The organism is Brevundimonas viscosa (genome assembly GCF_900116065.1).
Taxonomy (GTDB): Bacteria; Pseudomonadota; Alphaproteobacteria; order Caulobacterales; family Caulobacteraceae; genus Brevundimonas; species Brevundimonas viscosa.
Map to the genome: position 1 here is coordinate 60,232 of NZ_FOZV01000006.1, position 25,321 is coordinate 85,552.

Sequence of the window (25,321 nt, forward strand, 5' to 3'; positions counted from 1 at the left end):
CCTCAGCCCGCCGCCATCACCCCGCAGGCGATCCGGTCGCCGGCGCCGCCGATCGGCTGGCTGCGATGGTCGTCGGCGTTGGCGTGGATGACCAGGGCGGAGCCGTCGGCGTCCCACAGCCACTGCCCGGGGCCCTCGGAGGCGAGGCGGGCGCGGGTGGTGAAGATCTCCGCGCGCACCCGCCCATGGGCGTCGGCGTGGATGTTGGGCAGGTCGCCGTCGTCCGGCCCTTCGGCGTTCAGCAGGCCGTGCGGGGCCTTCGGCTCGCCATGGTTGATGTGCGATCCGGCCGAGGTGAAGGGGGCCGCGCACTGGCCGGTGGCGTGGATGTGCACCCCGTGCCAGCCGGGGGTCAGACCCTCGGCCTCGACGCGGATCAGCAGGCCGGTCGGACCCTGGGTCAGGACGGCCCGACCGATGTTCACGCCGGCGGCGTTCACCAGGGTCGCCTCGCCGAAATCGCCGACGGCCGCGCGGCCCCGATCGGGCGTTTCCGGCATGCTCGCGCAGGCGGTCAGGGCCAGCGCCAGTGGCGCGACGGCGAGGGTGGACAGGCGGGCGAGGGGCATGCTGGGAGCTCCATTTTCGAGGGGGCGGATCGGGGCGGCTTCGCTTTGCCACCCCGCCCCCCGGATGCTAGATATCGCACAGCGGATCACGTTCCGATTCCGGCCATTTAAAGCCCGATTTCCTTGACCGACGACAGCTACACCAACGCCCTGCCCCCTTCGTCGGGAGCAGGCGGCGACATCTCCACCATTACGATCGAGGACGAGCTCCGGAAGTCGTACCTCGACTATGCGATGAGCGTCATCGTCAGCCGCGCCCTGCCGGACGCGCGCGACGGTCTGAAGCCGGTGCACCGGCGCATCCTCTATTCGATGCACGACCTGAAGATGTCGCCGGACCGTGCCTACTCGAAGTGCGCCCGCGTGGTCGGCGACGTGCTGGGCCGGTTCCACCCGCACGGCGACTCCTCGGTCTACATGGCGCTGGTGCGCATGGCGCAGCCCTTCTCGATGGGGCTGATGCTGGTCGACGGCCAGGGCAATTTCGGCTCGGTCGACGGCGATATGCCGGCGTCGATGCGATACACCGAGTGCCGGATGGCGCCGGCGGCCACGGCCCTGCTGACCGACATCGACAAGGACACGGTCGATTTCCAGCCGAACTACGACGAGAAGGAGCTGGAGCCGGTCGTCCTGCCCAGCCGGATTCCGAACCTGCTGGTCAACGGCGCCGGCGGCATCGCGGTGGGCATGGCCACCAACATCCCGCCGCACAACCTCGGCGAGGTGATCGACGGCGCGGTGGCCCTGCTCGACGATCCGGACCTGCCCGAGGACGCCCTGCTGGAGCTGGTGCCGGGGCCGGACTTCCCGACCGGCGGCGAGATCATGGGCCGCACCGGCGCCCGCAACGCCCTGCGCGACGGCCGCGGCTCGGTGATCGTGCGCGGCAAGGCGACGATCGAGACGATCCGCAAGGATCGCGAGGCGATCGTCGTCACCGAACTGCCCTACCAGGTGAACAAGCAGACCCTGATCGAGCGAATCGTGGAACTGGTCCGCGAGAAGAAGATCGAGGGCATCGCCGACGTCCGGGACGAGTCGGACCGCGACGGCATGCGCATGGTGGTCGAGCTCAAGCGCGACGCCTCGGGCGACGTGGTGCTGAACCAGCTGTGGCGCTTCACGTCGATGCAGAGCTCGTTCGGCGTCAACATGCTGGCGCTGAACCATGGCCGGCCCGAGCAGATGGGCCTCCGCCAGCTGCTGGAGGCCTTCCTCGAGTTCCGCGAGGAGGTGGTGGTCCGCCGCACCAAGTACGAGCTGGCCAAGGCCCGCGACCGCGGCCACGTGCTGGTCGGTCTGGCCGTGGCGGTGGCCAACATCGACGAGGTCATCCACATCATCCGCTCCTCGGCCGATCCCGCCGAGGCGCGCGAGCGGCTGCAGGCCAAGTCCTGGCCGGTCGGCGACATGATGGCCCTGATCGAGCTGATCGCCGACCCGCGCTCGGCCCTCGTCGACGGCGACAAGCTGAACCTGACCGACGAGCAGGCGCGCGCCATCCTCGCCCTGACCCTGTCCCGCCTGACGGGCCTCGGCCGCGACGACATCTTCAGCGAGGCGCGGAGCCTGGCCGAGACGATCCAGTCGCACCTGACCCTGCTGTCTGACCGGGCCAACATCCTGGCGGTGATCCGCGAGGACCTGCTGAAGGTGAAGGACGAGTTCGCCGTGCCGCGCCGGACCCTGATCGGCGAGGGCGACGCCGAGATGGAGGACGAGGACCTGATCCCGCGCGAGGACATGGTCGTCACCGTCACCCACGGCGGCTACGTCAAACGCGTGGCGCTGAACGCCTACCGGACCCAGCATCGCGGCGGCAAGGGCCGCTCGGGCGTGGCGATGAAGGAGGACGACGCCGTCGTCGGCGTGTTCTCGGCCTCGACCCACACCCCGGTGCTGTTCTTCGCCACCAACGGCAAGGCCTACAAGCTGAAGACCTGGCGGCTGCCGCTGGGCAACCCGCAGTCGCGCGGCAAGGCCTTCGTCAACCTGCTGCCGATCGAGCCCGGCGACAGCATTATGAACGTGCTGCCGTTGCCCGAGGACGAGGCTGAGTGGGCGAACTACGACATCATGTTCGCCACCCGCTCAGGCGACGTGCGCCGCAACAAGCTCAGCGACTTCGCCACCGTCAACCGGGCCGGCAAGATCGCCATGAAGCTGGAGGACGGCGACCGCATGGTGGGCGTGGCCCTGTGCACCGCCGAGGACGACGTCATGCTGACCACCGCCCTCGGCCGGGCCATCCGCTTCAAGGCGGACGACGTGCGCGTGTTCAAGGGCCGGGACTCCACCGGCGTCCGCGGCGTGCGCCTGCAGGAGGGCGACGAGGTGATCTCGATGGCCGTGCTCGGCCGGGTCGACGCCACGCCCGAGGAACGCGCCGCCTACGTCAAGCACGCCAACGCCATGCGCCGCGCCGCCGGCGAGGCCGAGGACGAGGCGCCCTCGGCGGAAGCCGAGGACGAGGCCGCGGGCGACGCCGTTCTGTCGGTGGAGCGCATCGCCGAACTGGGCGCGGCCGAGCAGTTCATCCTGACCGTCACCGAAACCGGCTTCGGCAAGCGCTCGTCGGCCTACGAGTATCGCCGCACCGGCCGTGGCGGACAGGGGCTGACCGCCCATGGTCTCGGCGGCCGCGCCGGGGCCCGGCTGACCGCCGCCTTCCCGGTCGAGGAGGGCGACGAACTGTTGCTGGTCACCTCGGGCGGCCAGATGATCCGCACCCCCGTCGGCCAGGTCCGCATCGTGGGTCGGTCCAGCCAGGGCGTGACCATCTTCCGCACCGCCGAGGGCGAACGGGTGGTCTCGGTCGAACGCCTGCCCGACAGCGGCGGCGGCGAGGACGTCGGCGCCGACGAAGCCGAAGAGGGCGGCGAGGACTGACCATGCCCGCCGGCGACCTCCGCATCGACGGGGCGCCGGCGACGGCCGGGGATCTCGCCCACCTCGCCCTGGTCAACTACGGGGCCTACACCTCCTTCCGGGTCGAGCACGGCGCGGTGCGAGGGCTGGATCTCCATCTCGCCCGGCTGGAGGCCTCCGCCGTCGAACTGTTCGGAGCCGCCGTCGGCGAGGATCGCCTGCGCGGCCTGATGCGGGAGGCCGTGGCCGGCCGGCCGGAGTGCTGGCTCCGAATCAGCCTGTTCTCGCCGGAGATCGGACCGCGAACCCCGGAGTGGAATGGCGCGCCCAGGGTCCTGACGGCGGTATCTCCGCCGCCGCCGCCGCTGGCCGACTCGCTGCGACTGGATGTCCAGCGGTACAGTCGCAGCGCTCCGCATCTGAAGCACGCCGCCACCTTCGACCTGATCCGGGCCCGCCGGCTGGCCAGGGCATCGGGCTTCGACGACGCCCTGTTCGTGGACGGGGCCGGGCGGATCTCCGAAGGCAGCCTGTGGAACATCGGCTTCATCGAGGGCGAACGGGTGGTCTGGCCGGATGCGCCGATGCTCGCTGGCGTCGGACAGGCGCTGATCCGCCGGGGGCTCGCCGGGGCAGAGCTGGACGACGCGGTCGAGCCGGTGGGTCTGCACGACCTGCCGAGGTTCGAAGCCGCCTTCGTCTGCAACAGCGCCACGCCCGCCTGCCCGGTCGCCGCCGTCGGACGGCATCAGCTCGCGCTCAGGCCGGATCTGATCAAGCGCGTGCGGACCGCCTGGGCCTCGAACGCGCCCCAGCCGATCTAGGCCGCTCCGTTCCCGCCTGCTAAACCCGGCCTCAGCGGCGGGGAGAACTGTATGCGCATCGGGCTCTATCCCGGCACCTTCGATCCCATCACCAATGGGCACATGGACATCATCGGCCGGGCCGTGAAGCTGGTCGACCGGCTGGTCATCGGCGTCGCCCGCAACGACGACAAGGGGCCGTTGTTCACGACCGACCAGCGGGTCGAAATGGTGCGCGCGGAGGTCCGGCGCTTCGGGCCGCAGGTGGAGGTGCGGGCCTTCTCCAGCCTGCTGATGCATTTCGCCGAGGAACTGGACGCCACCGTCATCGTGCGCGGCCTGCGCGCGGTCGCCGACTTCGAATACGAGTTCCAGATGACGGCGATGAACCAGCGCCTCAATGCCGACATCGAGACGGTCTTCCTGATGGCCGACCCGCGGCACCAGGCCATCGCCTCGCGGCTGGTCAAGGAAATCGCCCGGCTGGGCGGGGATATCGGGAGTTTCGTCAGCCCGGCGGTTGCGGCCGCGGTGCTGGACAGGGTCAAGGCCTGAACATGCGAGCATTGTGGATTGCGGCTGCTGCGGCGGCGACGATGGCGGGGGCGCCCGCGGCGGCCCAGGACTGGCGTCCGGTGGCCCCGGAGAATCTGCTGGTCATCGACACGGCGAAGGGCCGGATCGTCGCCGAGCTCGATCCGCGGGCAGCGCCCCGGGCGGTGGAGCGGATCCGCACCCTGGCCGACCAGGGTTTCTATGACGGCCTCAAGTTCCACCGGGTGATTCCGGACTTCATGGCGCAGACCGGCGATCCCCTCGGAACCGGCGCGGGCGGCAGCGAGCTGCCGGACATCCCCGGCGAGTTCGAATTCCGTCGGGGTCGAGGGGACCCCTTCCTGCGGATCGGGGACCCGGCCGCGAACGGCGTGCAGCGCGGGCTGCTCGGCTCCATGGCGGTGACGACCCAGCCGGACGCGCAGATGATGGTGACCGCCGACTTCAAGACCTCGGCGACGGCGCTGTTCTGTCCCGGCGTGCTGGGGATGGCCCGCAACGGCGATCCCGACAGCGCCAACAGCCAGTTCTTCATCATGACCGGGCGCAACGAGAACCTCGACGGCGCCTATACGCCGTTCGGCCGGGTGCTCGCCGGGTTCGAGGCCGTGCGCGCGCTGAAGAGCGGCTCCGAGGCCGAGGACGGGCGGGTGACCGATCCGGACGTCATGACCCGGGTGCGGACCGCCGCCGCCCTGCCGGAGGCCGAGCGGCCGACGGCGCGGGTGCAGACGCCGGCGAGCGCCGCCTTCGTGGCCGAGGTGGAGCGGATCCGGGCCGCCGAAGGCGCCCGGTTCGACATCTGCGACGTCCAGCCGGCGGCCGAGGTCGCCGGCTGATCCAGACCCCGGGGGAGGGACCCATGAGATCGCTGCTCGCCATCGCCGCCACGCTGCTCGCCGCCAGCGCCGCCGCCGCCCAGGAGGCGCCGCCGGCGCCGCCGCCGCCGACGCCGGAGACGACCATCGCGGAGACCGACTGGCGGGCCGTGCCGCCGGCGAACCTGCTGGTGATCGACACCACCAAGGGCCGGATCCTGGTGGAGCTGCTGCCCGAGGTTGCGCCGCAGCACGTGGAGCGCATCCGGCTGCTGGCGCGGGCGGGCTTCTACGACGGCCTGGCCTGGCATCGGGTGATCGACTGGTTCATGGCCCAGACGGGCGATCCGCTGGGCAATGGCGAGGGCCAGAGCTTCCATCCCGACCTGGCGGCCGAGTTCACCTTCCGCCGGGATCCGTCGATGCCCTTCGCCGCCGTGGCCGAGCCGCAGGGCGCGCGGGTCGGTTTCCTGCAGTCGTTGCCGGTGCAGACCCAGCCCGACTCGGCCTTCGCCCAGACGGGGGACGGCAAGGTGCACGGCTGGGGCCTCTACTGCCCCGGGGTCGCGGGCATGGCGCGGGACGAGGACCCGGACACCGCCAACAGCCAGTTCTTCATCATGCGACAGGCCTATCCGGCGCTGGACAAGCGCTACACCGTCTGGGGCATGACGGTGGGCGGTCTCGAGGTCGTGCGGGCGCTGCAGGTCGGCGACGGCGACAACGGCATGATGGCCCAGGCGGCGCCCGACCGCATGACCCGCGTGCGCCTCGCCGCCGACCTGCCTGAAGCCGAGCGGCCCTCGGTGCAGGTGCTGTCCACGGCCTCGGCCCGCTTCCGGGCGCTGGTCGACGAGGCGCGGGCGGCGAAGGCCGCCGACTTCTCGGTCTGCGATGTGGCGCTGCCCACTCAGGTGGCCGGCGGCTGACCACCGCCGCCGCGCCGCCGTCGGCGACGGCGCGGGGAGGGGCGATCCTCGCGCATGCGCCGCAGCAGCAGGCCTTCGCGCAGACCACGGTCGGCGACGCGGACCCGCTCCGACGGCCAGGCGCGCTGCACCGCCGCCATGATCGCGGCGCCGGCCAGCACCAGATCGGCGCGGTCGGGGCCGATGCAGGACTCGGCGGCCCGGCCGTGCGGGCCCAGGGCCTTGAGCCGCTCGGCGGCGGCCTCGCAGTCGGCGCGGGTCATCCACAGACCGTCGACGAGATTGCGCTGGTAGCGCTCCAGCCCGAGGTGGATGCCGGCCAGGCTGGTGATCGCGCCCGAAGTGCCGACGAGGTGAGCGCGGCCGGCGGCGAAAAGGCGGCGGATCGCGGGGTCCACGGGCGCGGCCGTGAGGGCGGCGGCCATGTCGGCGACCATGGCCTCGTACCAGGCCGCATGGGCCGCCGGGCCGGTGTCGGCGGGCTCCGGGTGCCGCTCGGCGAGGGTGACGACCCCGATCGGCGCCGACATCCAGCCCTCGGAGACGAAGCCCGAGGCCGAGCGGCGCAGCCAGCTGAGCTCGGTGGAGCCGCCGCCGACGTCGACGACAAGGACGGCCTCGGCCGCCGGGTCGAACAGGTTCAGGCAGCCCTCGACCGACAGGCGGGCCTCCTCGACCGGGTCGATGACCCGCAGGCGCAGGCCGGTGCCGGCGCGGACCCGTTCGATGAAGGCGGGGCCGTTGTCGGCCTGGCGGCAGGCCTGGGTGGCGACCGCCATCAGCCGGTCCGGGTCGACCCCCCGGCGAATGAGGCGTTCCCCGCACAGCGCCAGCGCCTCGTAGGCGCGATGCATGGCGGCGTCGTCGAGGCGGCCGGTGCGCGACAGGCCTTCGCCCAGCCGGACGATGCGGCTGAAGGAGTCGACGACGCGGAAGCCGTCGCGGGCCGGCCTGGCGATCAGCAGGCGGCAATTGTTGGTCCCCAGGTCGAGGGCGCCGTAGAGCGGCGTCTCGCGACCCGGCGCCCCGGAGCCGGCGGGCGCGCCGTTCCGGGCGCGCTGACCGTCGGACCGCCGGGGCTGGGACCGGAGGCGGCGGGCGCCGCCGGCGGTCTCCGGCATAGGCCGTGCTTTCAAGGTGGGCGGTCCGGAACGGCGCCCGTCCCCCGCAGCCTAGACCGGCGCCGGCGCCCGCGCCAACCGCTCCTGACGCGAAAATGAACGGCGCCGTACGGGCTGCGCTCAGGCCCGGGGGTGCAGGATCGGGCTCATGATGACCCAGACCTCCGCCCGCTTCGCCCTCGGCCATGTCGTCCGCCACCGCGACGCCGCCTTCCGCGGCGTGGTGGTCGACGTCGACCCGAGCTTCGCCGGACAGCCGGGCGAGACCGGCGACATCTCGCCGGATCAGCCCTTCTACCAGGTGCTGGCGCTGGGCGAGGGCGGCGGCTTCATCGCCTACGCCCCCGAGGACGCGCTGGAGCCGGACCCGGAGATCAAGGGCCTGTCGCAGGTCGATGAAAGGCGCTTCTTCACCGTCGACGCGCGCGGCCGGCACGCGCCGCGGACCCACGCCATCCATTAGCATGGGTGGCGCGGCCGCCGCCGGGGGCCTAGATTGCCGGAAAAGGCCGACAGAGCCTGACGAGGAGCGCCCATGTCCGATTTCGAGCACGTCTTCGAGAGCCCGCCGGAAGGCGCCGCCGCCGACTGGACCATCCCCCAGGACTGGCGGGCCTACACCGAGACCGAGCACCGGACCTGGGACACCCTGTACGCGCGGCAGATGAAGATCCTGCCCGGCCGGGCCGCCGACGTCTTCTTCCGGGGGCTGGAGGCGCTGGACCTGAACACCGGCGGCATTCCCGACTTCGCGCTGATGAATCCCAGGCTGGAGGCGCTGACCGGCTGGACCGTGGTCTGCGTGCCGGGGCTGGTGCCGGACGAGGTGTTTTTCGACCACCTCGCCAACCGCCGTTTCCCGTCGGGCCAGTTCATCCGCAAGCCGGACCAGCTCGACTACCTGCAGGAGCCGGACATCTTCCACGACGTCTTCGGCCACGTGCCGATGCTGACCGATCCGGACTTCGCCGCCTATATGGAGGCCTATGGCAAGGGCGGCCAGCGCGCGGCGAAGCTGGGCATGCTGCCGAATCTGGCCCGGCTGTACTGGTACACGGTCGAGTTCGGCCTGATGCAGGACGCCGGGGAGCTGCGCATCTACGGCGCGGGCATCGTGTCCTCGGCGACCGAAAGCGTCTTCGCCCTGGAGGATCCGTCGCCGAACCGGCTGGGCTTCGACCTCGAGCGGGTGATGAAGACCCTCTACCGGATCGACGACTTCCAGCAGGTCTATTTCGTCATCGAGTCCCTCGACCAGCTGAAGCGCGACACCCTGCAGGACTTCGGGCCGATCTACGGGCGGCTGCAGGACGCCGAGCCGATCCCGATCGACGCCATCCTGCCGACCGACCGGGTCTTCACCCGCGGCACCCAGGCCTACGCCACCAAGGGCGGTCGGTTCGCGGCCTAGGCCGGGCCTGACTTTCATCATCGGCGCCTCCGGACATGGCTGAGCGTCCTCCGGCGCGGTCGCGTCGCAGGCTGGGAAGGGGGCGGGGCGCCGGGCCTTCGCCCGGTCTGTGCATTGAGAGTGACCGTATTCGGCGGAAGCCTGCGCCCCGCGTGGTCGTTTTCCGTTCACCCCGCCGACTGGCGGCCCTGTTCGGGCCTTGAAGGCTCGCCGGTTCGGCCTTGCGGCGTCGCCGGGAGGCGGGACTTTCCGGATCATGTCCGCATCGACCCCGCCTGGTCGGGCGCGCGGCGAGCAAGGGACGCCATCCACTCGACGTCCACGAGGACCCCGGGACTCTCCTCCACCCCGGCTTCATCGCTCGACCACAGCCCGCCGTCGTCGAGGTCGTGTCTCAGCCGCCGCCCTTGAGGGCGCGGCCGGCGACGACGGCGGCGGCGCCGAATTTGGCGCGGAGGGCATCGATGGCGGTTTCCGTCTTCAGGACGCGCGCCTCGGGGGATTCGAACAGGGCGGAGGGGGCGTCCACCGCCTCCCCCACCTCGGCCATGCCGATGCCGATCAGGCGGTAGGGGCGGCCCAGTTCGGGGCGGAGCAGGTCGCGGCCGGCGGCGAACAGGGCGCGGGCGGTCTGGACCGGCTCGGACAGGGTGATCCGCCGGGTGACGATGCGGAAGTCGGCGCGGCGCAGCTTGAGCACGACCACCCGGCTGGCGACGCCGTCGCGGCGCGCCTTGGCGGCCAGCTTCTCGCACAGGGGCCAGAGCTCGGCCTCGAGATCGGCGGCGGCGGTCAGGTCGTCGTTGAAGGTGGTCTCGGCGCTCATCCCCTTGCGCTCGTGGCCGGGATCGACGCTGCGGGCGTCGCGCCCGTGGGCGAGCTCGTGCAGGCGCAGGCCGTGCTCGCCGTAGCGCCGCACCAGGTCGCGGACGTCGGCGGCGGCAAGATCGCCGACGGTGGCGTAGCCGTCGCTCTGCAGGGTCTTGCCGAACACAGGACCGACGCCGGGCAGGACGCGGACGGACTTCGGGGCCAGCAGGGGCGGGGCCTCGGAGCCGATGACCGAGAAGCCGCGCGGCTTGTCGAGCTCGGAGGCGATCTTGGCGAGGAAGCGGTTGCCGGCCAGGCCGATGGAGACTGTCAGCCCGGTGTCGCGCTCGATGCGTTGCTGCAGCCGGACCAGCTGCAGGACCGGCGGGCCGCCGTTGAGGCGCTCGGTGCCGGACAGGTCGATCCAGGCCTCGTCCAGCGACAGGGTCTGGACCAGCGGGGTCAGCTCGCGGACGGCGCCGAAGATCTGCGCGCTGGCGGCCTTGTATTTCGCGAAGTCGGGCTTGACGACCACGGCGTCGGGACAGGCCTTGAGCGCCTTGAACATCGGCTGGGCCGAGCCCACGCCGTAGAGGCGGGCGATATAGCAGGCGGTGGTGACCACGCCGCGCTTGCCGCCGCCGACGATGACGGGGAGGTCGCGCAGCTCGGGCCGGTCGCGCTTCTCCACCGAGGCGTAGAAGGCGTCGCAGTCGAGGTGGGCGATGGTCAGGGCCGCGAGCTCGTCGTGCGCGAGGACGCGGCGCGAGCCGCAAGCCGGGCAGCGGGCGACGATGCGGTCGTCGGTGCGGAGGCAGTCGCGGCAGATGGATTTCATCGCGGGCGGATTGTGCCCGATGGGGCGGCGGGTGGGGAGCAGAATCGTGGCCGGTTCCCGTCCGCCACGATGCGGCCGAGGCAGCTGGTTCATCGCGAAGAACACGAAGGATTCACAAAGGACACGAAGGGGCCGACACCTTCTGTGGCGCCCGAAGGGCGACGCCTTCGAATTGATTGGGGGCCTGCGCCCGCGGGCGCAGGGGACGGTCTCGTTCTCTTCGGGCTCTTCGTGCCCCCTTCGTGTTCTTCGTGATGAACCAGCGATGTCGGCCACCTGCGCCGGCCTCCATGGCTTCACGCCAACTTAAGAGACCGTCGGCCAGACTGCATCGGAACAAGGAAGCCTCCCGCGCGGCCGCGCACAGAGGGGCGGACGGGCCGGGTGTCGATGTCGAAGAAAGTCCTCATCGTCGAGGATAACGAGCTGAACATGAAGCTCTTTCATGATCTGCTCGATTCCCAGGGCTACGAGACGCTGCAGACCCGTGAGGGGCTTCAGGCGCTCGCCCTGGCGCGCCAGCACCGACCGGACCTGATCCTGATGGACATCCAGCTGCCGGAGATTTCCGGGCTGGAGGTCACCAAATGGCTGAAGGACGACGAGGAGCTGAACCAAATCCCCGTCGTCGCGGTCACCGCCTTCGCCATGAAGGGCGACGAGGAGCGCATCCGCCAGGGCGGTTGCGAGGCCTACATCTCCAAGCCCATCTCGGTGGCCCACTTCCTCGAGACGGTGAGAAAGCACCTCGGAGCCGGCGCGTGACGGCGCGCATCCTCGTCGTCGACGACGTGGAGCCGAACGTCCGGCTGCTCGAGGCCAAGCTGACCCTCGAATACTACGAGGTGCTGACCGCCCAGGACGGGGCGACGGCGCTGCAGGTGGCCGCCGCGGAGCGGCCCGACCTGATCCTGCTCGACGTGATGATGCCCGGCATGGACGGCTTCGAGACCTGCCGCCGGCTGAAGGCCGATCCGGTCACCCGCCACATTCCGGTGGTGCTGGTCACCGCGCTGGACGGGCGCGAGGACAAGATGAAGGGCCTCGAGGCCGGAGCCGACGACTTCGTCACCAAGCCGATCGACGACGTGATCCTGTTCGCCCGGGTGAAGTCGCTGGTGCGGCTGAAGGCGGTGATGGACGAGCTGCGCGAGCGCGAGGAGAGCGGGCGCCGTTTCGGCGTCGACACCGACGGGGCCGGGCGGCTGCGCGCCTCCGGCGGCCGGGTGCTGGTGGTCGACGACAACGCGCGACAGGCCGACAAGATCGTCAGCCAGCTGGCGGCCGAGCACCGGCCCGTGGCCGAGCCCGATCCGACGGCGGCGCTGGTCGCCGCCCGCGGGCCGGTCGACCTGATCATCGTCAACGTGTCCAGCGGCGAGTTCGACGGTCTGAGGTTCGTCGCCCAGATCCGCTCGACCGAGGCCACCCGGCGGACGCCGATCCTCGGGGTGGTCGATCCCGCCGACCGGCCGCGGCTGGTCAAGGCGCTGGAGCTGGGCGTCAACGACATCCTGCCCCGGCCGGTGGACACCGAGGAGCTGGAGGCGCGAGCGCGGACGCAGATCCGGCGCAAGCGCTACGCCGACTTCCTGCGCCAGAAGCTCGACTACAGCCTGGAGATGGCGGTCACGGACGCGCTGACGGGGCTGCACAATCGCCGCTACATGGCCGGGCAGTTGCAGGCGCTGGTGGGCCGGGCCGGGCAGGGCGGCGACCAGGTGGCGGTGCTGGTCATGGACATCGACCACTTCAAGGCGGTCAACGACGGCTTCGGCCATGACGCCGGCGACGAGGTGCTGCGCGAGTTCGCGGTGCGGCTGGCGACCAATGTACGGGCCATCGACCTGCCGTGCCGGCTGGGGGGCGAGGAGTTCGTCGTGGTCATGCCGGGGGCTCCGCTCGAGGCGGCCCACCGGGTCGCCGAGCGCATCCGCCGCGACGTGGCCGAGACGCCCTTCCCGATCATGGGCGGGGCCGAGAGCCTGTCGATCACCGTGTCGATCGGGGTGGCGTGGAGCGACGGGACCGGCGGCGACACGCCCGACGCCCTGCTCAAGCGGGCCGACGAGGGTGTGTACGAGGCCAAGAGCCGCGGCCGAAACCAGGTGATCGCGCGGGCGGCCTAAGCGTCGGTCAGGGAGCCGCAGCCGCAAGCAGCATGATCAGCCCGAGCCAAACGATCGCGGCGAAGGCGGCGAAGCCAATGGCGCACTGCACCGCGAATTTCAGGAGCATCACGCTCGTCTCGACCAGGCCGGGCTTCGCTGCCCCGGGTTGGTGTAGTTCCGGCGCCATTGGAGGAGCATGAACGCGAGGCGAGCAGAGCTCAACGAAAAACGCCCGGCCGTTTCCGACCGGGCGTTTGAAAAGCCGTCAGGCGATCAAGCGCTTACTTGATCTTGCCTTCCTTGAACTCGACGTGCTTCTTGACCACCGGGTCGTACTTCTTGACGACCATCTTCTCGGTCATGGTGCGGGCGTTCTTCTTGGTGACGTAGAAGAAGCCGGTGTCCGCCGTGGAGTTGAGGCGGATCTTGATGGATGCCGGTTTGGCCATCGGGAATTACCTTTGCGACGGCGAAAGCCGCTGAAATAAGAGGCGCGGAACATACTCAGGCGCGGCCCGAAGTCAACGGGCGGATGGTCGCCTTGAGCGTCGCCGCCGCGCGGTCCACTGTCGCGGCATGAAAACCCCGACGATCGCGGCTGCGGCCGCCCTGGCCCTGACCCTGTCCGCCTGCGCCACGGCGCCGGAGCCGGTGCATCCGCCGGACGCCTTCATGGCGCGGCTGCAGGCCCTGTGCGGGCAGCGCTTCGAAGGGCGGGTAGTCTCCACCGACGAGGCCGACGCCGACTTCCGGGGCCAGCGGCTGGTCATGCACGTTCGCGACTGCGCGCCCGACGAGGTGGGCATCCCGTTCGCGGTGGGCGAGGATCGCTCGCGCCGCTGGGTGGTGACGCGGACGGGCGCGGGGCTGCGGCTCAAGCACGACCACCGCGATCCGCAGGGCGAGATCCACGGCTATCACATGTACGGCGGCGACACCGCCGGACCGGGCACGGCGACGCGGCAGGAGTTCCCGGTCGACGCCGAATCGATCGCCCAGTTCCGCGCCGGCGGGGCCGAGGTCTCGACCACCAACGTCTGGGCCATGGAGGTCCATCCGGGCGAGATGTTCGCCTATGAGCTGCGCCGGCCGTCGGGGCGGTTCTTCCGGGTCGAGTTCGATCTGACGGGGCCGGTCGCCGAATAATCAGCGGTCGCGCAGCTCCTTCAGCATCGCCTCGGCCTCGTCCCACCGCCGGAAGACATCGGCGGCGTCGCCGGTGACGCAGCCGGCGTCCCAGCGCAGCTGCTGGTCTTCGTGCCCCTCCTGCGACCAGGTGACCGTGCCGTAAGGTCCGTCGGCGATGACCCGCTCGCACTCGAACGGCACGCCTTCGTAGGGGCGGAACAGCTCGCGCAGGCGGTCGAACTCCGCCTCGGAGACGGCGAACACCTCGCTCCTGCCGTCAGCCTGCGACCAGCGGCCCTCGCCGCCGCGGGGGATGGACCATTCCTGTACGGTCCGGCCCCAGTACAGGCTGGTGAAGGTGAGGCGGTCGGGATCGGGCAGCACCGGCAGGGGCGGCGGGACGTGACGGGCCTCGCCCATCTCCTCCATGGCGTAGTAGGCGCGGCTCAGGGACCGCCCGGCGGCGCGGGCGGCGTCGGTGTAGCACAGGCCCTCGTGCGGTCGGCGGTTTTCGACCCCGTCCTCGCGAAAGACGAGATAACCGTTGCTCCCCAGGTAGTCGGGATCGTCGCAGCGCAGCCCCTCCTCGCGGTAGGGGCGCATCAGCCGGGCGATGCGCCGGTAGTCTTCCCGGGTGACGGAAAAGGTGTAGTCCTCGCGCTCGCTGGTGCGGAAGCGGCCGGTCCCGCCGTCCTCGATCGACCAGAACATCGAGTCCGGATGGTAGACGACCTCGATCCGGTCCGGGGGCGGCTCCTGCGCGGCGGCCGGGGGGCCGGCGGCCAGAAGGCTGGCGAGGGCCGCGAAGCCGAGGAGCAGTTTGCGCATGCCGTGTCCCTCCAGTGCGGTTCCAGTAGAACCCGGGCGGAGAATCGACACAACCGCCGATGGAGAGGTCGTCAGGGACGGTCAGGCCGGCTGGTCGTCGTAGTCGATCCGGTGGCTGCCGCGGACCATGCGCACGAAGGGGAGGGGACGGTTCGGCTCCTCCAGCCGGGCGCGGACCTCGCCAAGGACGAAGCGGGTAATGGCCGGCAGATCGAGGGCGGTCGTCTCGTCCAGCGGAATCCACGCGATCTCGTCCAGCTCGCCGCAGCCGGCGGTCGGCTCCGGGCGCAGCAGGGCGGCGGCCCCGGCCATGAAGAAGCGGGCGTCGAAGCGCCGCGTGCGGCCCGGCGGGGTGACGGCGCGGGCGACGTAGGACAGGGCGGCGAGGTCGGGCAGCGCCCCTTCGGCCCGGAAGGCGCGCCACGGCCCGGCCACCGAGGCCGGCGGGGCCGGCTCGGCCAGCAGCAGGCCGGTCTCCTCGAAGGTCTCGCGCACGGCGGCGAGGGCGAGAGCGCGGGCGCGGCGGACCGGCGCCTCGCGGACGAGGCGGGCGAGGTCGCCGGCGGGCAGCTCGCTGGCCGCGGCCGCGCTGAAGTCGCCGCGCTCGATGCGTCCGCCGGGGAAGACCCACTTGGAGGCCATGAACACGTGCCCGGGAGCCCGGCGGCCCATCAGCACCTCCGGCCGGCTGCGACGGGAGCGGGTCAGGATCAGGGTGGCGGCGTCCTTCGGGCGCTGGCGCTCCCCGGTGCGGGGGGCGTCGGCGAGATCCTGTGCGGCGTCAAACGGCTGGTTCACCGCCGCTTGCCCTTCCGCACCCCCTTCAGCCCGCCCGAGGGCTTGGCGCCGTCGCGGGGGCGCGGGCCGCCGCGTTTGGGGTAGCGGCCGCCCTTCGGGCCGCGGGCGCGCATGCCGAGGCGAGGGGAGGGGGCGTTCGGATCGCGCGGCTGGGGTTCCGAGAGCATCTCGAACAGCAGGCCGCCGGTGACCGGCGTGGCCTCGACGAGCCGCACCTCGACCGACCGGCCCAGCGTCCAGCGCCGGCCGGTGCGCTCGCCGACGAGGGCGTGGGTGCGGTCGTCGTGGGTGAAGTATTCGTCGCCGAGCGTCGAGACGGGCACGAGGCCGTCGGCGCCGGTCTCCTCAAGCCGCACGAACAGGCCGAAGCGGGTCACGCCGGTGATGCGGCCCGGGAAGGTCGCGCCGACGCGATCCTCGAGGAAGGCGGCGATGTAGCGGTCCATGGCGTCGCGCTCGGCCGCCATGGAGCGGCGCTCGGTCTGGGTGACTTGTTCGGCGATGGTCGCCAGCTCGGCGATCTCGCGGTCGGTGAGGCCGTCCTTGCCGAGGTTCAGCGCCCGGATCAGGCCGCGGTGGACGATCAGGTCGGAGTAGCGGCGGATCGGTGAGGTGAAGTGGGCGTAGCGGTCGAGGTTGAGGCCGAAGTGGCCGATGTTCTCGGGGCTGTAGATGGCCTGCATCTGGGTGCGCAGGACGACCTCGTTGACCACCTCGGCGTGCGGCCCGTCGCGGGTCTCGTCGAGCAGGCGGTTGAAGCGTTTGGTGGTGGCCAGCTCGCCCTTGGCCCAGGGTTTGCCGATGGTCTGCAGGAAGTCGGCGAGGTTGAAGATCTTCTCCTGGCTGGGCGCCTCGTGCACCCGGTAGATCAGGGGCGTGCGCTTCTGCTCCAGGGTCTCGGCGGCGCAGACGTTGGCCTGGATCATCATCTCCTCGATGAGCCGGTGGGCCTCCAGCGACTTGCGGGGCTCAATGGCGCCGATGCCGCCGCCCGGGTCCATCAGCACCTTGCGCTCCGCGCTTTCGATCAGCAGCGGGCTGCGCTTCAGCCGGCCCTTGAGCATGGCGTGGTAGGCGTTCCACAGCGGATAGAGGATACGGTCCATGATCGGACCGGTGACGTCGTCCGGCTGGCCGTCGATGGCGCCTTGGGCCTGCTCGTAGCTGAGGCTGGCGTGCGAACGCATCAGGCCGCGCACGAAGCGGTGCGACAGCTTTCGGCCGTCCTTGTCGAACACCATGCGCACGGCCAGGCAGGCGCGGTTCTCGCCCTCCTTGAGGCTGCACAGGCCGTTCGACAGCACCTCCGGCAGCATCGGTTCGACGCGGTCGGCGAAGTAGGTGGAGTTGCCCTTGGCGCGGGCCTCCCGGTCCAGCGCCGTGCCGACGCGGACGTAGGCGGAGACGTCGGCGATGGCCACCCAGACCACCCAGCCGCCCTCGTTCTTCGGGTCATCGTCACGGTGGGCGTGGACGGCGTCGTCGTGGTCGCGGGCGTCGGCCGGGTCGATGGTGATCAGCGGCAGGTCGCGCAGGTCCTCGCGGCCCTTGAGCGAGGGCAGCTCCTGGTCCTGCGCCTCGGCCTCGACCGCCTCGGAGAAGCCGGTCGGGACGCCGTGGGCGTGGATGGCGATCAGGGAGGCGGCGCGGGGATCGTCCTCGCGGCCGATGGTCTCGAGGATCTTGCCGCGCTTCGGCCCGTAGCGCTGCTCGCCCTTCTCGATGGCGGCCAGCACGAGGTCGCCGTCCTTCAGGTCCCCGGCTTGGGCGTGAGGGACCAGCAGGACGTCCTTCGAGCGCCGGTCGACGGGTTCAACCCGGACCTCGCGGTTCGACTTGCGGATCACGCCGAGGACCCGGTTGGTCCCGGCGTCGAGCCGCTTGATCAGCCGCGCCTCCCAGCCCTCCTCGCCGCGCTGGAACTTGCACAGCAGGCGGTCGCCCATGCCGGGCGCGGGGCCGGCGCGGCCGCCGCGGTCAGGGACGAGCAGGGCCCGCGGCGCGTCATCGGAGGCCTCGACCAGACGGACGTAGATCTCGCCGTCGACGTCGCGCTCGACCACGTCGGCCACGCCGACCGGGGGCAGGCCGCCGGCCTCGCTGAAGCCCTTGCGGCCGCGCTTGCCGAGCGCGCCTTCGGCCTCGAGATCGCGGATCATCTCGCGCAGGGCCCGTCGGTCGCCGCCCTTGAGGCCGAAATGGCGGGCGATGTCGCCCTTCTCGGCCGATCCGGCGTCGCGCAGGAAGGCGAGGAGGGTTTCGCGGTCGGGGAGGCCGGCGGGCGGCCGCTTGGGAGATCTGGTCATTCAGTCTTTCACAACGCGGAAGCGTCGGCGGGGTTGATGCAGGGGACGTCCAGTGCGCGTGCGGCTGCCGTCAGGGTGTTGTCCAGCGTCACCAGCCGGGCCTCAAGCCGGCGGCATATGGCCAGGTGAAGCGCATCGGGTGCGCGAAGCTTGAGATCGAAGCGGCGCACCAGCAGGGTGGCTTCCCGCGCGTCGAGGACGTCAAGGGAGACCGGCCCCCCGGTCTCGCCGACCCATTGGTCGAGGCCCTCGATCAGCATCCCGGCCTCCGCCGGCGTTCTCAGCTCCATGCGGATCAGGCGCGAGATGGCCGCCGAAACCTCGGCCACGGCGAAATCGCTGACCACCGGCGCGGAGTCGGCCGCAGCGAGGTGATCGTTCACCTGCTGTCGGGCCGGTTCGTCGAGCAGGACGGCGGCCAGGGCGCTGGCATCGAAGTAGTCGGTCACTCGGCCCCGTCACGATCGAGGTTGATCAGGTCCACGGCCGTGATGCCGATGGGAGGGTGTTGCGCCGCGCGCGCCGAGATCTCCAGCATTCGGGCCTTGCGCTCCTCCCAGCCAAGCGACTGCACAGGGCGCAGTTCCGCAACGGGCTTCCCATGGCGGGTGATCACCACGCGCTCACCCTCCTCGACCCGATCCAGCAGGTGGGTGAATTTGTTCTTCGCTTCCGCGACACCGTAGTTGGCCATCGATTACCTCCTGTTCTGGCCATAAATATAGCCATAAATCCTGTCGGCGCCACTCGGGTTGTCCGCGGGGCGGGCCGCGCCTAGCCTCCGCCGCTCACGACCAAGGAGTCTCCTGAATGTCTCTCGCCCCCGCCCCGGTCCTGACCGGCCCGACCGGATCCCTGCTGGATCTGATCGGGAAGACGCCGATGGTGGAGGTGACCAAGATCGACACGGGGCCGTGCCGGCTGTTTCTCAAGCTGGAGAGCCAGAACCCCGGCGGGTCGATCAAGGACCGCATCGCGCTGTCGATGATCGAGGCGGCCGAGAAGGAGGGCTTCCTGAAGGCGGGCGGGACGATCGTCGAGGCCACGGCGGGCAACACGGGCCTGGCCCTGACGCTGGTCGGCCAGGCCAAGGGCTACAAGGTCCTGCTGGTCATCCCGGACAAGATGTCGAAGGAAAAGATCCAGCATATCCGTGCGATGGGGGCAGATGTTCGCCTGACGCGTTCGGACGTGCCGCACGGACATCCCGAATACTACACCGACATGGCCGAGCGGCTGGCGCAGCAGATTCCCGGCGGCTTCTACGTGAACCAGTTCGCCAACGACGCCAACTCCGAGGCCCACTTCCGCTCCACCGGACCCGAGATCTGGGAGCAGATGGGCGGCGACATCGACGCCTTCGTGGCCGGCATCGGCTCCGGCGGGACCATCACCGGCATCGCGCGGTACCTGAAGTCCAAGGGCTCGAACGCTCAAATCATCCTGGCCGACCCCGTGGGCTCCACCCTGGCCGGACTGGTCAACGAGGGGGTGCCCGGACCGGAGGGCAGCTACACGGTCGAGGGCATCGGACAGAACTTCGTGCCTGATACGGCGGACATGGACCTGATCGACAAGGCCTATTCGATTCCCGACGCCGAGGCGGTGGCGACCGTGCGGGAGCTGTTGCTGAAGGAGGGGGTCCTGGCGGGCTCGTCTTCGGGGACGCTGATCGCGGCGGCCCTGCGCTGGTGCCGGGAGCAGACCGAGCCGAAGCGGGTGGTCACCTTCGTCTGCGACACCGGCGCCAAGTACCTGTCGAAGGTCTACAACGACGCCTGGCTGGCCGACCACGGCCTGACCGAACGCGAGCTGCACGGCGACCTGTCGGACCTGATCACGCGCAAGTACGAGAACGGCGACGTGGTCGTCATCGGGCCGGAGGATACCCTCGACACAGCCTTCAAGCGGATGAAGGGCGCGGACGTGTCGCAACTGCCGGTGATCCGGGACGGCCGGCTGGTCGGCATTCTCGACGAGAGCGACATCGTTCATGTCATGGACACCGATGAGATCACCCGCAGGGAGCGTTTCGCCAAGCCGGTGTCGTCGGCGATGACCCGCGACCTGGATACGGTGCAGGTCGGCGAGTCGCTCGACGCCCTGATTCCGCTGTTCGACCGGGACCGGGTGGCGATCGTGCTGGATGGAGAGCGGTTCATCGGCCTGATCACCCGGACCGACCTGATCAACCATCTCAGCCTGAACCGGTAGATCCGTGCGGGAGGCCGACGTTCCGGCGGATCGGCGGCAGGTGATCGCCGGCGCTTGCGCGGCGCTGGCGGCATCGCCCGTCGCCTGGCGGCAAGAGCCGGAGCCGACCTACGAAGGGCTGACCTTCAGCAGCCACGGGAGGCCGATCCGCGCGATCCACTACCGACCGGTCGGTGAGGGCCGGAGGGCGGCGATCGTCATGATGCACGGCTCGGGAGGGCGCATCCGCAACGCCGGGCCGTGGCACGAGCTGGCGATGCGCTTCGCCGGGGACGGTTACGAGGTGCTGACCCCGCTCTACACCGACGCCTTCGCCGACGACGGGGTGCGTCCGCCGCGCATGATGGAGGCCTGGCGGGACGTCGGGGAGCACGCGGTCGACTGGTTCATCGCCCGGGGCGTCGACCGGCGGCGGGCGGGCGTGTTCGGCTATTCGCTGGGCTCCCATGTGGCGGTCGACGGGGCGTTGGGCGACAGCCGGGCGGCCGCAGCGATCGGCGTGGCCGGCGGCGTCGACGTGTATACGCCGCGCCGTCCCCGCCGCCGCATACCGGTGCTGATCATCCGGGCCGGGAGCGACACCCACGTGCTGCCCCGCAACACCGCCGCCTGGGTCGATTTCCTGCGCGATCACGAGGTGCCCGCGAGCGTGGAGGTGATAGACGGTGCCGGACACCTGTTCACGCCGCCGGAATGGGCCGAGGTCTTCGCCCGCTCCGCGGCCTTCTACGCCGGCAACATCGGCCGTCCCGAGGATTGATGATGAGTACGCTGAAAAACAGCCAGGGCTTCTCCACCCGCGCCATCCACGCCGGCCAGCGACCGGACCCGACGACCGGGGCGGTGATGACCCCGATCTACGCCACCTCGACCTACGCCCAGGAAAGCCCGGGCGTGAACAAGGGCTACGAGTACGCGCGCGGCAAGAACCCGACGCGGGAGGCGTTCGAGGCCTGCCTGGCCGATCTCGAGGGCGGGGTGCAGGGCTTCGCCTTCGCCTCGGGCATGGCGGCGACGGCGACGGCGCTGGAGCTGCTGGACGCCGGCTCGCACATCGTCACCGGCGACGACCTGTACGGCGGCAGCTGGCGGCTGTTCGAGCGCGTGCGGCGGCGCTCGATGGGGCTGGACTTCGCCTATGTCGACCTGTCGGACCTCGATGCGGTCGAGGCGGCGATCACGCCGAAGACGCGGATGATCTGGGCCGAGACCCCGACCAATCCGCTGATGAAGCTGGCCGACATCGAGGGGCTGTCGCGGATCGCAAAGGCGCGGGGGCTGAAGCTGGTGGTCGACAACACCTTCGCGACGCCGTGGAGCCAGCAGCCCCTGTCGCTGGGCGCCGACATCGTCATGCACTCGGCGACGAAGTACCTGAACGGCCACTCCGACATCATCGGCGGTGCGCTGGTGACGGGCGACCCGGAGCTGGCGAAGGAGCTGAAGTTCCTTCAGAATTCGGTCGGCGGCGTGATGGGGCCGTTCGACGCCTTCCTCGCCAACCGCGGGCTGAAGACGCTGGGGCTGCGGATGAAGGCGCACAACGAGAACGCCCTCGCCGTCGCCCGCTGGCTGGAGACCCGCAAGGGGATAGCGAAGGTGATCTATCCCGGCCTGATCAGCCATCCGCAGCATGAGCTGGCGGCGCGGCAGATGAACGGCCGCTTCGGCGGCATGGTGACGGCGATCATCGACGGCGACCTGGCGCGCACCAGGCAGGTGCTGGAACGGGTGCAGGTGTTCACCCTCGCCGAGTCGCTGGGCGGGGTGGAGAGCCTGGTCAATCACCCGGCCATCATGACCCACGCCAGCGTGCCGAAGGAGGTGCGCGAGGCCGGCGGGGTGACCGACAGCCTGATCCGGCTGTCGGTGGGGGTCGAGGACCTCGATGACCTGATCGCCGACCTCGACCGGGCGCTGGGCTAGGCGGCGGTCTTCGCTTGCAGGGCCGTCTGGTGGCCGGTGACGGGGACCACCTTCTTCTTCGCCGGGGCGCGCTTCTTCGGGACGGCCACGGGGGCGAGGGCGGCGCGGCGGGTGGTCTCGGCGTCGATGATCGGGATGATCTCGGCGGCGGCGGCGGCCTTGACCGTCGAGGCGTCCGTCGACAGGCGTTCGGCGTTGGCGCGCAGGGCCTTGAGGTCGGCGTCGCTCATGGCTGGCACCATTTCGGCGAGGGGGGTCATGGTCGTCTCCGGGGAAGGGGGCAGGCTTCAGGGCCGGCGCGCGAGGCGCCAGCCCTTCAGCTGATTGAAGGCGATCTCGACGACCACCCGGTCCCCCACGAGGGGCACCTCGGTGGCCCGGCCGAAGGACGGCAGGACCGTCACCATGTGGCCGTTGTCGAGCCGCACCCGGCGCAGACCGAGCGGCAGCAGGCTCACGATCTCGCCGTCGAAGGCGATGGCGCGGGAGTCGCTGGACGGAAGCGGGCCGGGGGCGGTCACCGGATCAGTCGGCGTTGCGCAGACGGCCCGCCGATTCCTTGCCCGAGCGAGCGTCGCGCTCGACTTCGTAGGAAATCTTCTGGTTCTCGCTGAGCATGCCCAGGTCGGACGTTTCGACGGCCGAGGCGTGGACGAACACGTCCTTGCCGCCGTCGTCAGGGGCGATGAAGCCATAGCCCTTGGTGGAATTGTACCATTTCACAGTGCCGGTAGCCATTTTCAGGACCTCCGCTAGCAGTTGACCGCCGGAAGAGGTTCCGGGTCGGCCTGTCGGGTCTGAATGGGATCGGCTTTGGACCTCGGTGCGCGATGCAAAGGGCAGCAGCGTTTCGCAGTGAGATCGACAGAGGGGAGATGGGGACGGGGAGGGCGCTGCGCAAGTCCCGGAGCGAAACGAAAACGGCGGCGGAGGCTTTCGCCCCCGCCGCCGCGGACATTCGGTGCGCCCGCCGGGGCGGGCGCGAGGGGCTTAGCCCTCGACCTTGAGCTGGCCAGCCGATTCCTTGCCCGAGCGACGGTCGCGCTCGATCTCGTAGGAGATCTTCTGGTTTTCATCGAGGCCGCGCAGGCCCGCGCCTTCGACGGCCGAGATGTGGACGAAGACGTCCTTGCCGCCGTCGTCCGGCTGGATGAAGCCGTAGCCCTTGGTGGAGTTGAACCATTTCACGGTGCCGGTAGCCATTAGAGACCTCCTTCTGGCGTTGGCCGCAGGGAACAGCCCCTGATCGGCCTGTCGGGTCTGAATGGGAGCGGCTGGACCTCGGGCGAAAGCAGAGGGGTGGCGTTTCGCAGAGAGATCGACGTGGGCCCTTGTGCACGGCTCGTGCGGCCGAAGCAAGGCGCGTCGCTCAATCCGCGGGATGCGCCCCCGTGGGCGGCATGTAGTGCTGCTGGCACAGCTTGCGCAGGTCGGCGGTCAGGGACGGGCCGTAGAGGGCGTCCTGGATCCGGTCGTAGCCCTCGGAGGAGAGCGCCTGCTTGATGTCGGACACGGTGCGGCAGCGGCCCTCGCGCGCCAGTTCGTAGGCGCGCTCAAGGGTTGTGGGGCGTAGATTGGACATTGCCCCAAGATAGGTCGGGGCGCGGCCGATTGCGAGGGTCAGAAGGCGAAGCTGATCCCGGCGACGAGGGCGTCGGCGTAGGTCTCGCCCGGAACTTCGGCGTCGGTGCCGTACCAGCGGAGGTCGAGCTCGATGTCGCGGGTCAGGGCGTAGGCGACGCCGACGTTGTAGCCGGTGTAGTCCACGCTGGTCTCCTGCTCGCGGCGGCCGATGGCGGCCGAGCCGGAGAGCTTGTTGGTGAAGTCCCAGCCGACCTGGGCCTCGTACCACATCCAGCCTTCGCTGGAGCCGAGGTTGTCCGGCGAGTGCTGGACGCGCAGGCGGGCGCTGGCCGGGCCGATCGACCGCTTCATGTCGGCCGTGAACTCCCAGGCGTCGTCGTCGGTCCCCGGGTTGGCGTCGATCAGCCACTTGTGCTTGGCGCTGAAGTCGAAATCGAAGCCGGCGAATTGGGGGCGCACGCCGCCGACCAGGCCGGCTTCGGCGTTCGAGCCGGAGCTGTCGACCGTCTCGATCGACGGGCCGGCGTAGAACAGACCGCTGTCGCTTTCCCATTCCGCCTCGGCCCAGACGACCGGGTCGCCATTGGTCTTGGAGGTGTCCTTGGAGCGGTTGTCGGTGGCCGCGCCGAAGGCGAAGGACCAATTGTCCGCATCCTGGGCGGCGGCGCCCGGCGCGAAGGCGAGGAGGGCGGTCGCGGCGGCGGCGACGGTCGTCAGGGTGCGGAGCATGAATCGGCCTCGTGCTTGGACGAGGCCGCTCTAGAGGCGCTTCTTGTCGAATTCATCACAGGCTTGCGAATATTCGTCCCGCAGACGGCCCACCAGGTCGCGGACGGGAAGGATGTCGTGGACCGCCCCGGCGCCCTGGCCGGCCGACCAGACGGTCTTCCAGGCCTTCGCTTCCTCGCCCATGTCGAGCTTGTGCTCGGGCAGGGACTTGGGATCGATGCCGTTCTCGACCAGCGACGGGGTGAGGAAGTTGGCCGGGATGCCGGACACGGCGGGCGTGTAGGTGATGTCCATCGAGCCGGCCTCGACGATCATGTCCTTGTAGTGCGGCTGGGCCTGGCTTTCGGTCGTGGCGATGAAGCGGGTGCCCATGTAGGCGAAGTCGGCGCCCATCATCAGGGCGGCGGCGACGTCGCGGCCGGTGGACAGGCAGCCGGACAGGATGATGGTCCCGTCGAAGAAGCCGCGCACCTCCTCGACGAGGGCGAAGGGATTGACGACCCCGGCGTGGCCGCCGGCGCCGTTGGCGACGAGGATCAGGCCGTCGACTCCCGCCTGGGCGGCCTTCCTCGCATGGCGCACGTTGGCGATGTCGTGGAAGACCACGCCGCCATAGCCGTGCACCGCCTCGACCACGTCGCGGACCGCGCCCAGCGAGGTGATGACCAGCGGCACCTGTTCCTCGACCGTCACCTGCATGTCGGCCAGCAGGCGAGGATTGGTCGGGTGGACGATGTGGTTGACCCCGAAGGCGGCGGCGTCGGGGTTGCGGCGCGCCTTGATGTCCCGCAGCCACTCCCGATAGCCCTCGGTGGTGCGCTGGTTCAGCGACGGGAAGGTGCCGATCACGCCGGCGTTGCAGGCCTCGACGACGAGGTCGGGCCCGGAGACGAGGAACATCGGCGCTGCGACGACCGGCAGCGTCAGTCCCGATTGCAGCGAAGCCGGAATGGCCATGGCGAACCCCCGCGT

At 70.5% G+C, this 25,321-nt stretch carries 29 protein-coding genes; 13 read left to right on the plus strand and 16 right to left on the minus strand.

Annotation, left to right across the window (positions count from 1 at the left end):
* Positions 1-2 precede the first annotated feature (2 nt).
* Positions 3-569 (minus strand): superoxide dismutase family protein, encoded by a 567-nt coding sequence (locus tag BM333_RS11885; protein WP_092311792.1) that lies wholly within the window; start codon positions 567-569, stop codon positions 3-5.
* Between the two features lie 123 nt (positions 570-692).
* Here BM333_RS11885 and gyrA point away from each other — a divergent pair, with 123 nt between their 5' ends.
* Genes gyrA through BM333_RS11910 form a run of 5 tightly spaced genes read left to right on the plus strand, consistent with a single transcriptional unit; the run spans position 693 to position 6,545 of the window.
* Positions 693-3,461: a DNA gyrase subunit A gene (gene gyrA / locus BM333_RS11890; protein WP_092311795.1), complete on the plus strand. Its 2,769-nt coding sequence runs from the start codon at positions 693-695 to the stop codon at positions 3,459-3,461.
* A gap of 2 nt (positions 3,462-3,463) precedes the next feature.
* Positions 3,464-4,264, plus strand: a complete 801-nt coding sequence (locus BM333_RS11895) for an aminotransferase class IV (protein ID WP_092311798.1) — start codon at positions 3,464-3,466, stop codon at positions 4,262-4,264.
* A 51-nt stretch (positions 4,265-4,315) separates the two neighbouring features.
* Complete coding sequence (gene coaD / locus BM333_RS11900) at positions 4,316-4,798, plus strand: pantetheine-phosphate adenylyltransferase (protein WP_092311802.1); 483 nt, start codon at positions 4,316-4,318, stop codon at positions 4,796-4,798.
* 41 nt (positions 4,799-4,839) lie between these two features.
* Positions 4,840-5,637 (plus strand): peptidylprolyl isomerase, encoded by a 798-nt coding sequence (locus BM333_RS11905; protein WP_245777256.1) that lies wholly within the window; start codon positions 4,840-4,842, stop codon positions 5,635-5,637.
* Positions 5,638-5,660: 23 nt separating this feature from the next.
* The gene (locus BM333_RS11910) at positions 5,661-6,545 is read left to right on the plus strand and encodes a peptidylprolyl isomerase (protein ID WP_092311808.1); all 885 of its coding nucleotides are present in this window, start codon (positions 5,661-5,663) and stop codon (positions 6,543-6,545) included.
* On the opposite strand, the gene BM333_RS11915 is transcribed toward BM333_RS11910, so the two are convergent.
* Positions 6,527-7,666 carry a Ppx/GppA phosphatase family protein gene (locus BM333_RS11915; protein WP_092311811.1) on the minus strand — a complete coding sequence of 380 codons (1,140 nt, stop codon included), beginning with the start codon at positions 7,664-7,666 and terminating at the stop codon, positions 6,527-6,529. The genes BM333_RS11910 and BM333_RS11915 overlap by 19 nt on opposite strands.
* Before the next feature lie 151 nt (positions 7,667-7,817).
* Between BM333_RS11915 and hspQ the strand changes: the two genes are divergently transcribed.
* Together hspQ and phhA are read left to right on the plus strand one after the other, a co-directional pair.
* Positions 7,818-8,129, plus strand: a complete 312-nt coding sequence (gene hspQ / locus BM333_RS11920) for a heat shock protein HspQ (RefSeq protein WP_092312121.1) — start codon at positions 7,818-7,820, stop codon at positions 8,127-8,129.
* A gap of 72 nt (positions 8,130-8,201) precedes the next feature.
* Entirely contained in the window at positions 8,202-9,077 is an 876-nt protein-coding gene (gene phhA / locus BM333_RS11925; protein WP_092311814.1) for a phenylalanine 4-monooxygenase, read from the plus strand.
* A 394-nt stretch (positions 9,078-9,471) separates the two neighbouring features.
* Here phhA and BM333_RS11930 read toward each other — a convergent pair whose 3' ends face one another.
* Complete coding sequence (locus BM333_RS11930; RefSeq protein WP_092312124.1) at positions 9,472-10,725, minus strand: DNA polymerase IV; 1,254 nt, start codon at positions 10,723-10,725, stop codon at positions 9,472-9,474.
* 390 nt (positions 10,726-11,115) lie between these two features.
* Between BM333_RS11930 and BM333_RS11935 the strand changes: the two genes are divergently transcribed.
* The gene (locus BM333_RS11935; RefSeq protein ID WP_092312127.1) at positions 11,116-11,490 is read left to right on the plus strand and encodes a response regulator; all 375 of its coding nucleotides are present in this window, start codon (positions 11,116-11,118) and stop codon (positions 11,488-11,490) included.
* The gene (locus BM333_RS11940) at positions 11,487-12,854 is read left to right on the plus strand and encodes a PleD family two-component system response regulator (RefSeq protein WP_092311817.1); all 1,368 of its coding nucleotides are present in this window, start codon (positions 11,487-11,489) and stop codon (positions 12,852-12,854) included. The genes BM333_RS11935 and BM333_RS11940 overlap by 4 nt, the downstream gene beginning before the upstream one ends.
* A gap of 263 nt (positions 12,855-13,117) precedes the next feature.
* Here BM333_RS11940 and rpmG read toward each other — a convergent pair whose 3' ends face one another.
* Complete coding sequence (gene rpmG / locus BM333_RS11945; protein ID WP_029417689.1) at positions 13,118-13,285, minus strand: 50S ribosomal protein L33; 168 nt, start codon at positions 13,283-13,285, stop codon at positions 13,118-13,120.
* A 127-nt stretch (positions 13,286-13,412) separates the two neighbouring features.
* On the opposite strand from rpmG, the gene BM333_RS11950 reads away from it, so the two are divergent.
* Positions 13,413-13,982: a hypothetical protein gene (locus tag BM333_RS11950; RefSeq protein WP_092311820.1), complete on the plus strand. Its 570-nt coding sequence runs from the start codon at positions 13,413-13,415 to the stop codon at positions 13,980-13,982.
* Here BM333_RS11950 and BM333_RS11955 read toward each other — a convergent pair whose 3' ends face one another.
* From BM333_RS11955 to BM333_RS11975, 5 genes are all read right to left on the minus strand, one after another.
* A complete protein-coding gene (locus BM333_RS11955) occupies positions 13,983-14,792 on the minus strand; it encodes a hypothetical protein (protein ID WP_092311823.1) in 810 nt (269 codons plus the stop codon).
* 81 nt (positions 14,793-14,873) lie between these two features.
* Positions 14,874-15,590: an NUDIX hydrolase gene (locus BM333_RS11960; RefSeq protein WP_092311826.1), complete on the minus strand. Its 717-nt coding sequence runs from the start codon at positions 15,588-15,590 to the stop codon at positions 14,874-14,876.
* Positions 15,587-17,896: a ribonuclease R gene (rnr, locus tag BM333_RS11965; RefSeq protein WP_092311829.1), complete on the minus strand. Its 2,310-nt coding sequence runs from the start codon at positions 17,894-17,896 to the stop codon at positions 15,587-15,589. The genes BM333_RS11960 and rnr overlap by 4 nt, the downstream gene beginning before the upstream one ends.
* 8 nt (positions 17,897-17,904) lie before the next feature.
* Positions 17,905-18,345, minus strand: coding sequence for a type II toxin-antitoxin system VapC family toxin (locus BM333_RS11970; protein ID WP_092311833.1), 441 nt, complete (start codon positions 18,343-18,345; stop codon positions 17,905-17,907).
* Positions 18,342-18,590 carry a type II toxin-antitoxin system Phd/YefM family antitoxin gene (locus BM333_RS11975; RefSeq protein WP_092311836.1) on the minus strand — a complete coding sequence of 83 codons (249 nt, stop codon included), beginning with the start codon at positions 18,588-18,590 and terminating at the stop codon, positions 18,342-18,344. Before BM333_RS11975 ends, BM333_RS11970 begins: the two co-directional genes overlap by 4 nt.
* A 116-nt stretch (positions 18,591-18,706) precedes the next feature.
* On the opposite strand from BM333_RS11975, the gene BM333_RS11980 reads away from it, so the two are divergent.
* The 3 genes from BM333_RS11980 to BM333_RS11990 are packed head-to-tail and all read left to right on the plus strand — an operon-like array spanning position 18,707 to position 22,036.
* Positions 18,707-20,110, plus strand: a complete 1,404-nt coding sequence (locus tag BM333_RS11980; RefSeq protein ID WP_092311839.1) for a pyridoxal-phosphate dependent enzyme — start codon at positions 18,707-18,709, stop codon at positions 20,108-20,110.
* Positions 20,111-20,150: 40 nt separating this feature from the next.
* Positions 20,151-20,870: a dienelactone hydrolase family protein gene (locus BM333_RS11985; protein WP_177221886.1), complete on the plus strand. Its 720-nt coding sequence runs from the start codon at positions 20,151-20,153 to the stop codon at positions 20,868-20,870.
* Positions 20,871-20,872: 2 nt separating this feature from the next.
* Entirely contained in the window at positions 20,873-22,036 is a 1,164-nt protein-coding gene (locus tag BM333_RS11990; RefSeq protein ID WP_092311845.1) for a cystathionine gamma-synthase, read from the plus strand.
* On the opposite strand, the gene BM333_RS11995 is transcribed toward BM333_RS11990, so the two are convergent.
* From BM333_RS11995 to BM333_RS12025, 7 genes are all read right to left on the minus strand, one after another.
* Positions 22,033-22,296, minus strand: a complete 264-nt coding sequence (locus BM333_RS11995) for a hypothetical protein (RefSeq protein ID WP_092311848.1) — start codon at positions 22,294-22,296, stop codon at positions 22,033-22,035. The two genes, BM333_RS11990 and BM333_RS11995, sit on opposite strands and share 4 nt — an antisense overlap.
* 27 nt (positions 22,297-22,323) lie before the next feature.
* Positions 22,324-22,557 carry a S1 domain-containing protein gene (locus BM333_RS12000; protein ID WP_092311852.1) on the minus strand — a complete coding sequence of 78 codons (234 nt, stop codon included), beginning with the start codon at positions 22,555-22,557 and terminating at the stop codon, positions 22,324-22,326.
* A 4-nt stretch (positions 22,558-22,561) separates the two neighbouring features.
* A complete protein-coding gene (locus BM333_RS12005; protein WP_092311855.1) occupies positions 22,562-22,774 on the minus strand; it encodes a cold-shock protein in 213 nt (70 codons plus the stop codon).
* Positions 22,775-23,026: 252 nt separating this feature from the next.
* Positions 23,027-23,239 carry a cold-shock protein gene (locus tag BM333_RS12010; RefSeq protein WP_092311858.1) on the minus strand — a complete coding sequence of 71 codons (213 nt, stop codon included), beginning with the start codon at positions 23,237-23,239 and terminating at the stop codon, positions 23,027-23,029.
* 166 nt (positions 23,240-23,405) lie between these two features.
* Entirely contained in the window at positions 23,406-23,618 is a 213-nt protein-coding gene (locus BM333_RS12015) for a hypothetical protein (RefSeq protein WP_092311861.1), read from the minus strand.
* Positions 23,619-23,656: 38 nt separating this feature from the next.
* Positions 23,657-24,349, minus strand: coding sequence for a TorF family putative porin (locus BM333_RS12020; RefSeq protein WP_092311864.1), 693 nt, complete (start codon positions 24,347-24,349; stop codon positions 23,657-23,659).
* 30 nt (positions 24,350-24,379) lie between these two features.
* The gene (locus BM333_RS12025; protein ID WP_092311867.1) at positions 24,380-25,306 is read right to left on the minus strand and encodes an NAD(P)H-dependent flavin oxidoreductase; all 927 of its coding nucleotides are present in this window, start codon (positions 25,304-25,306) and stop codon (positions 24,380-24,382) included.
* Positions 25,307-25,321: the final 15 nt, after the last annotated feature.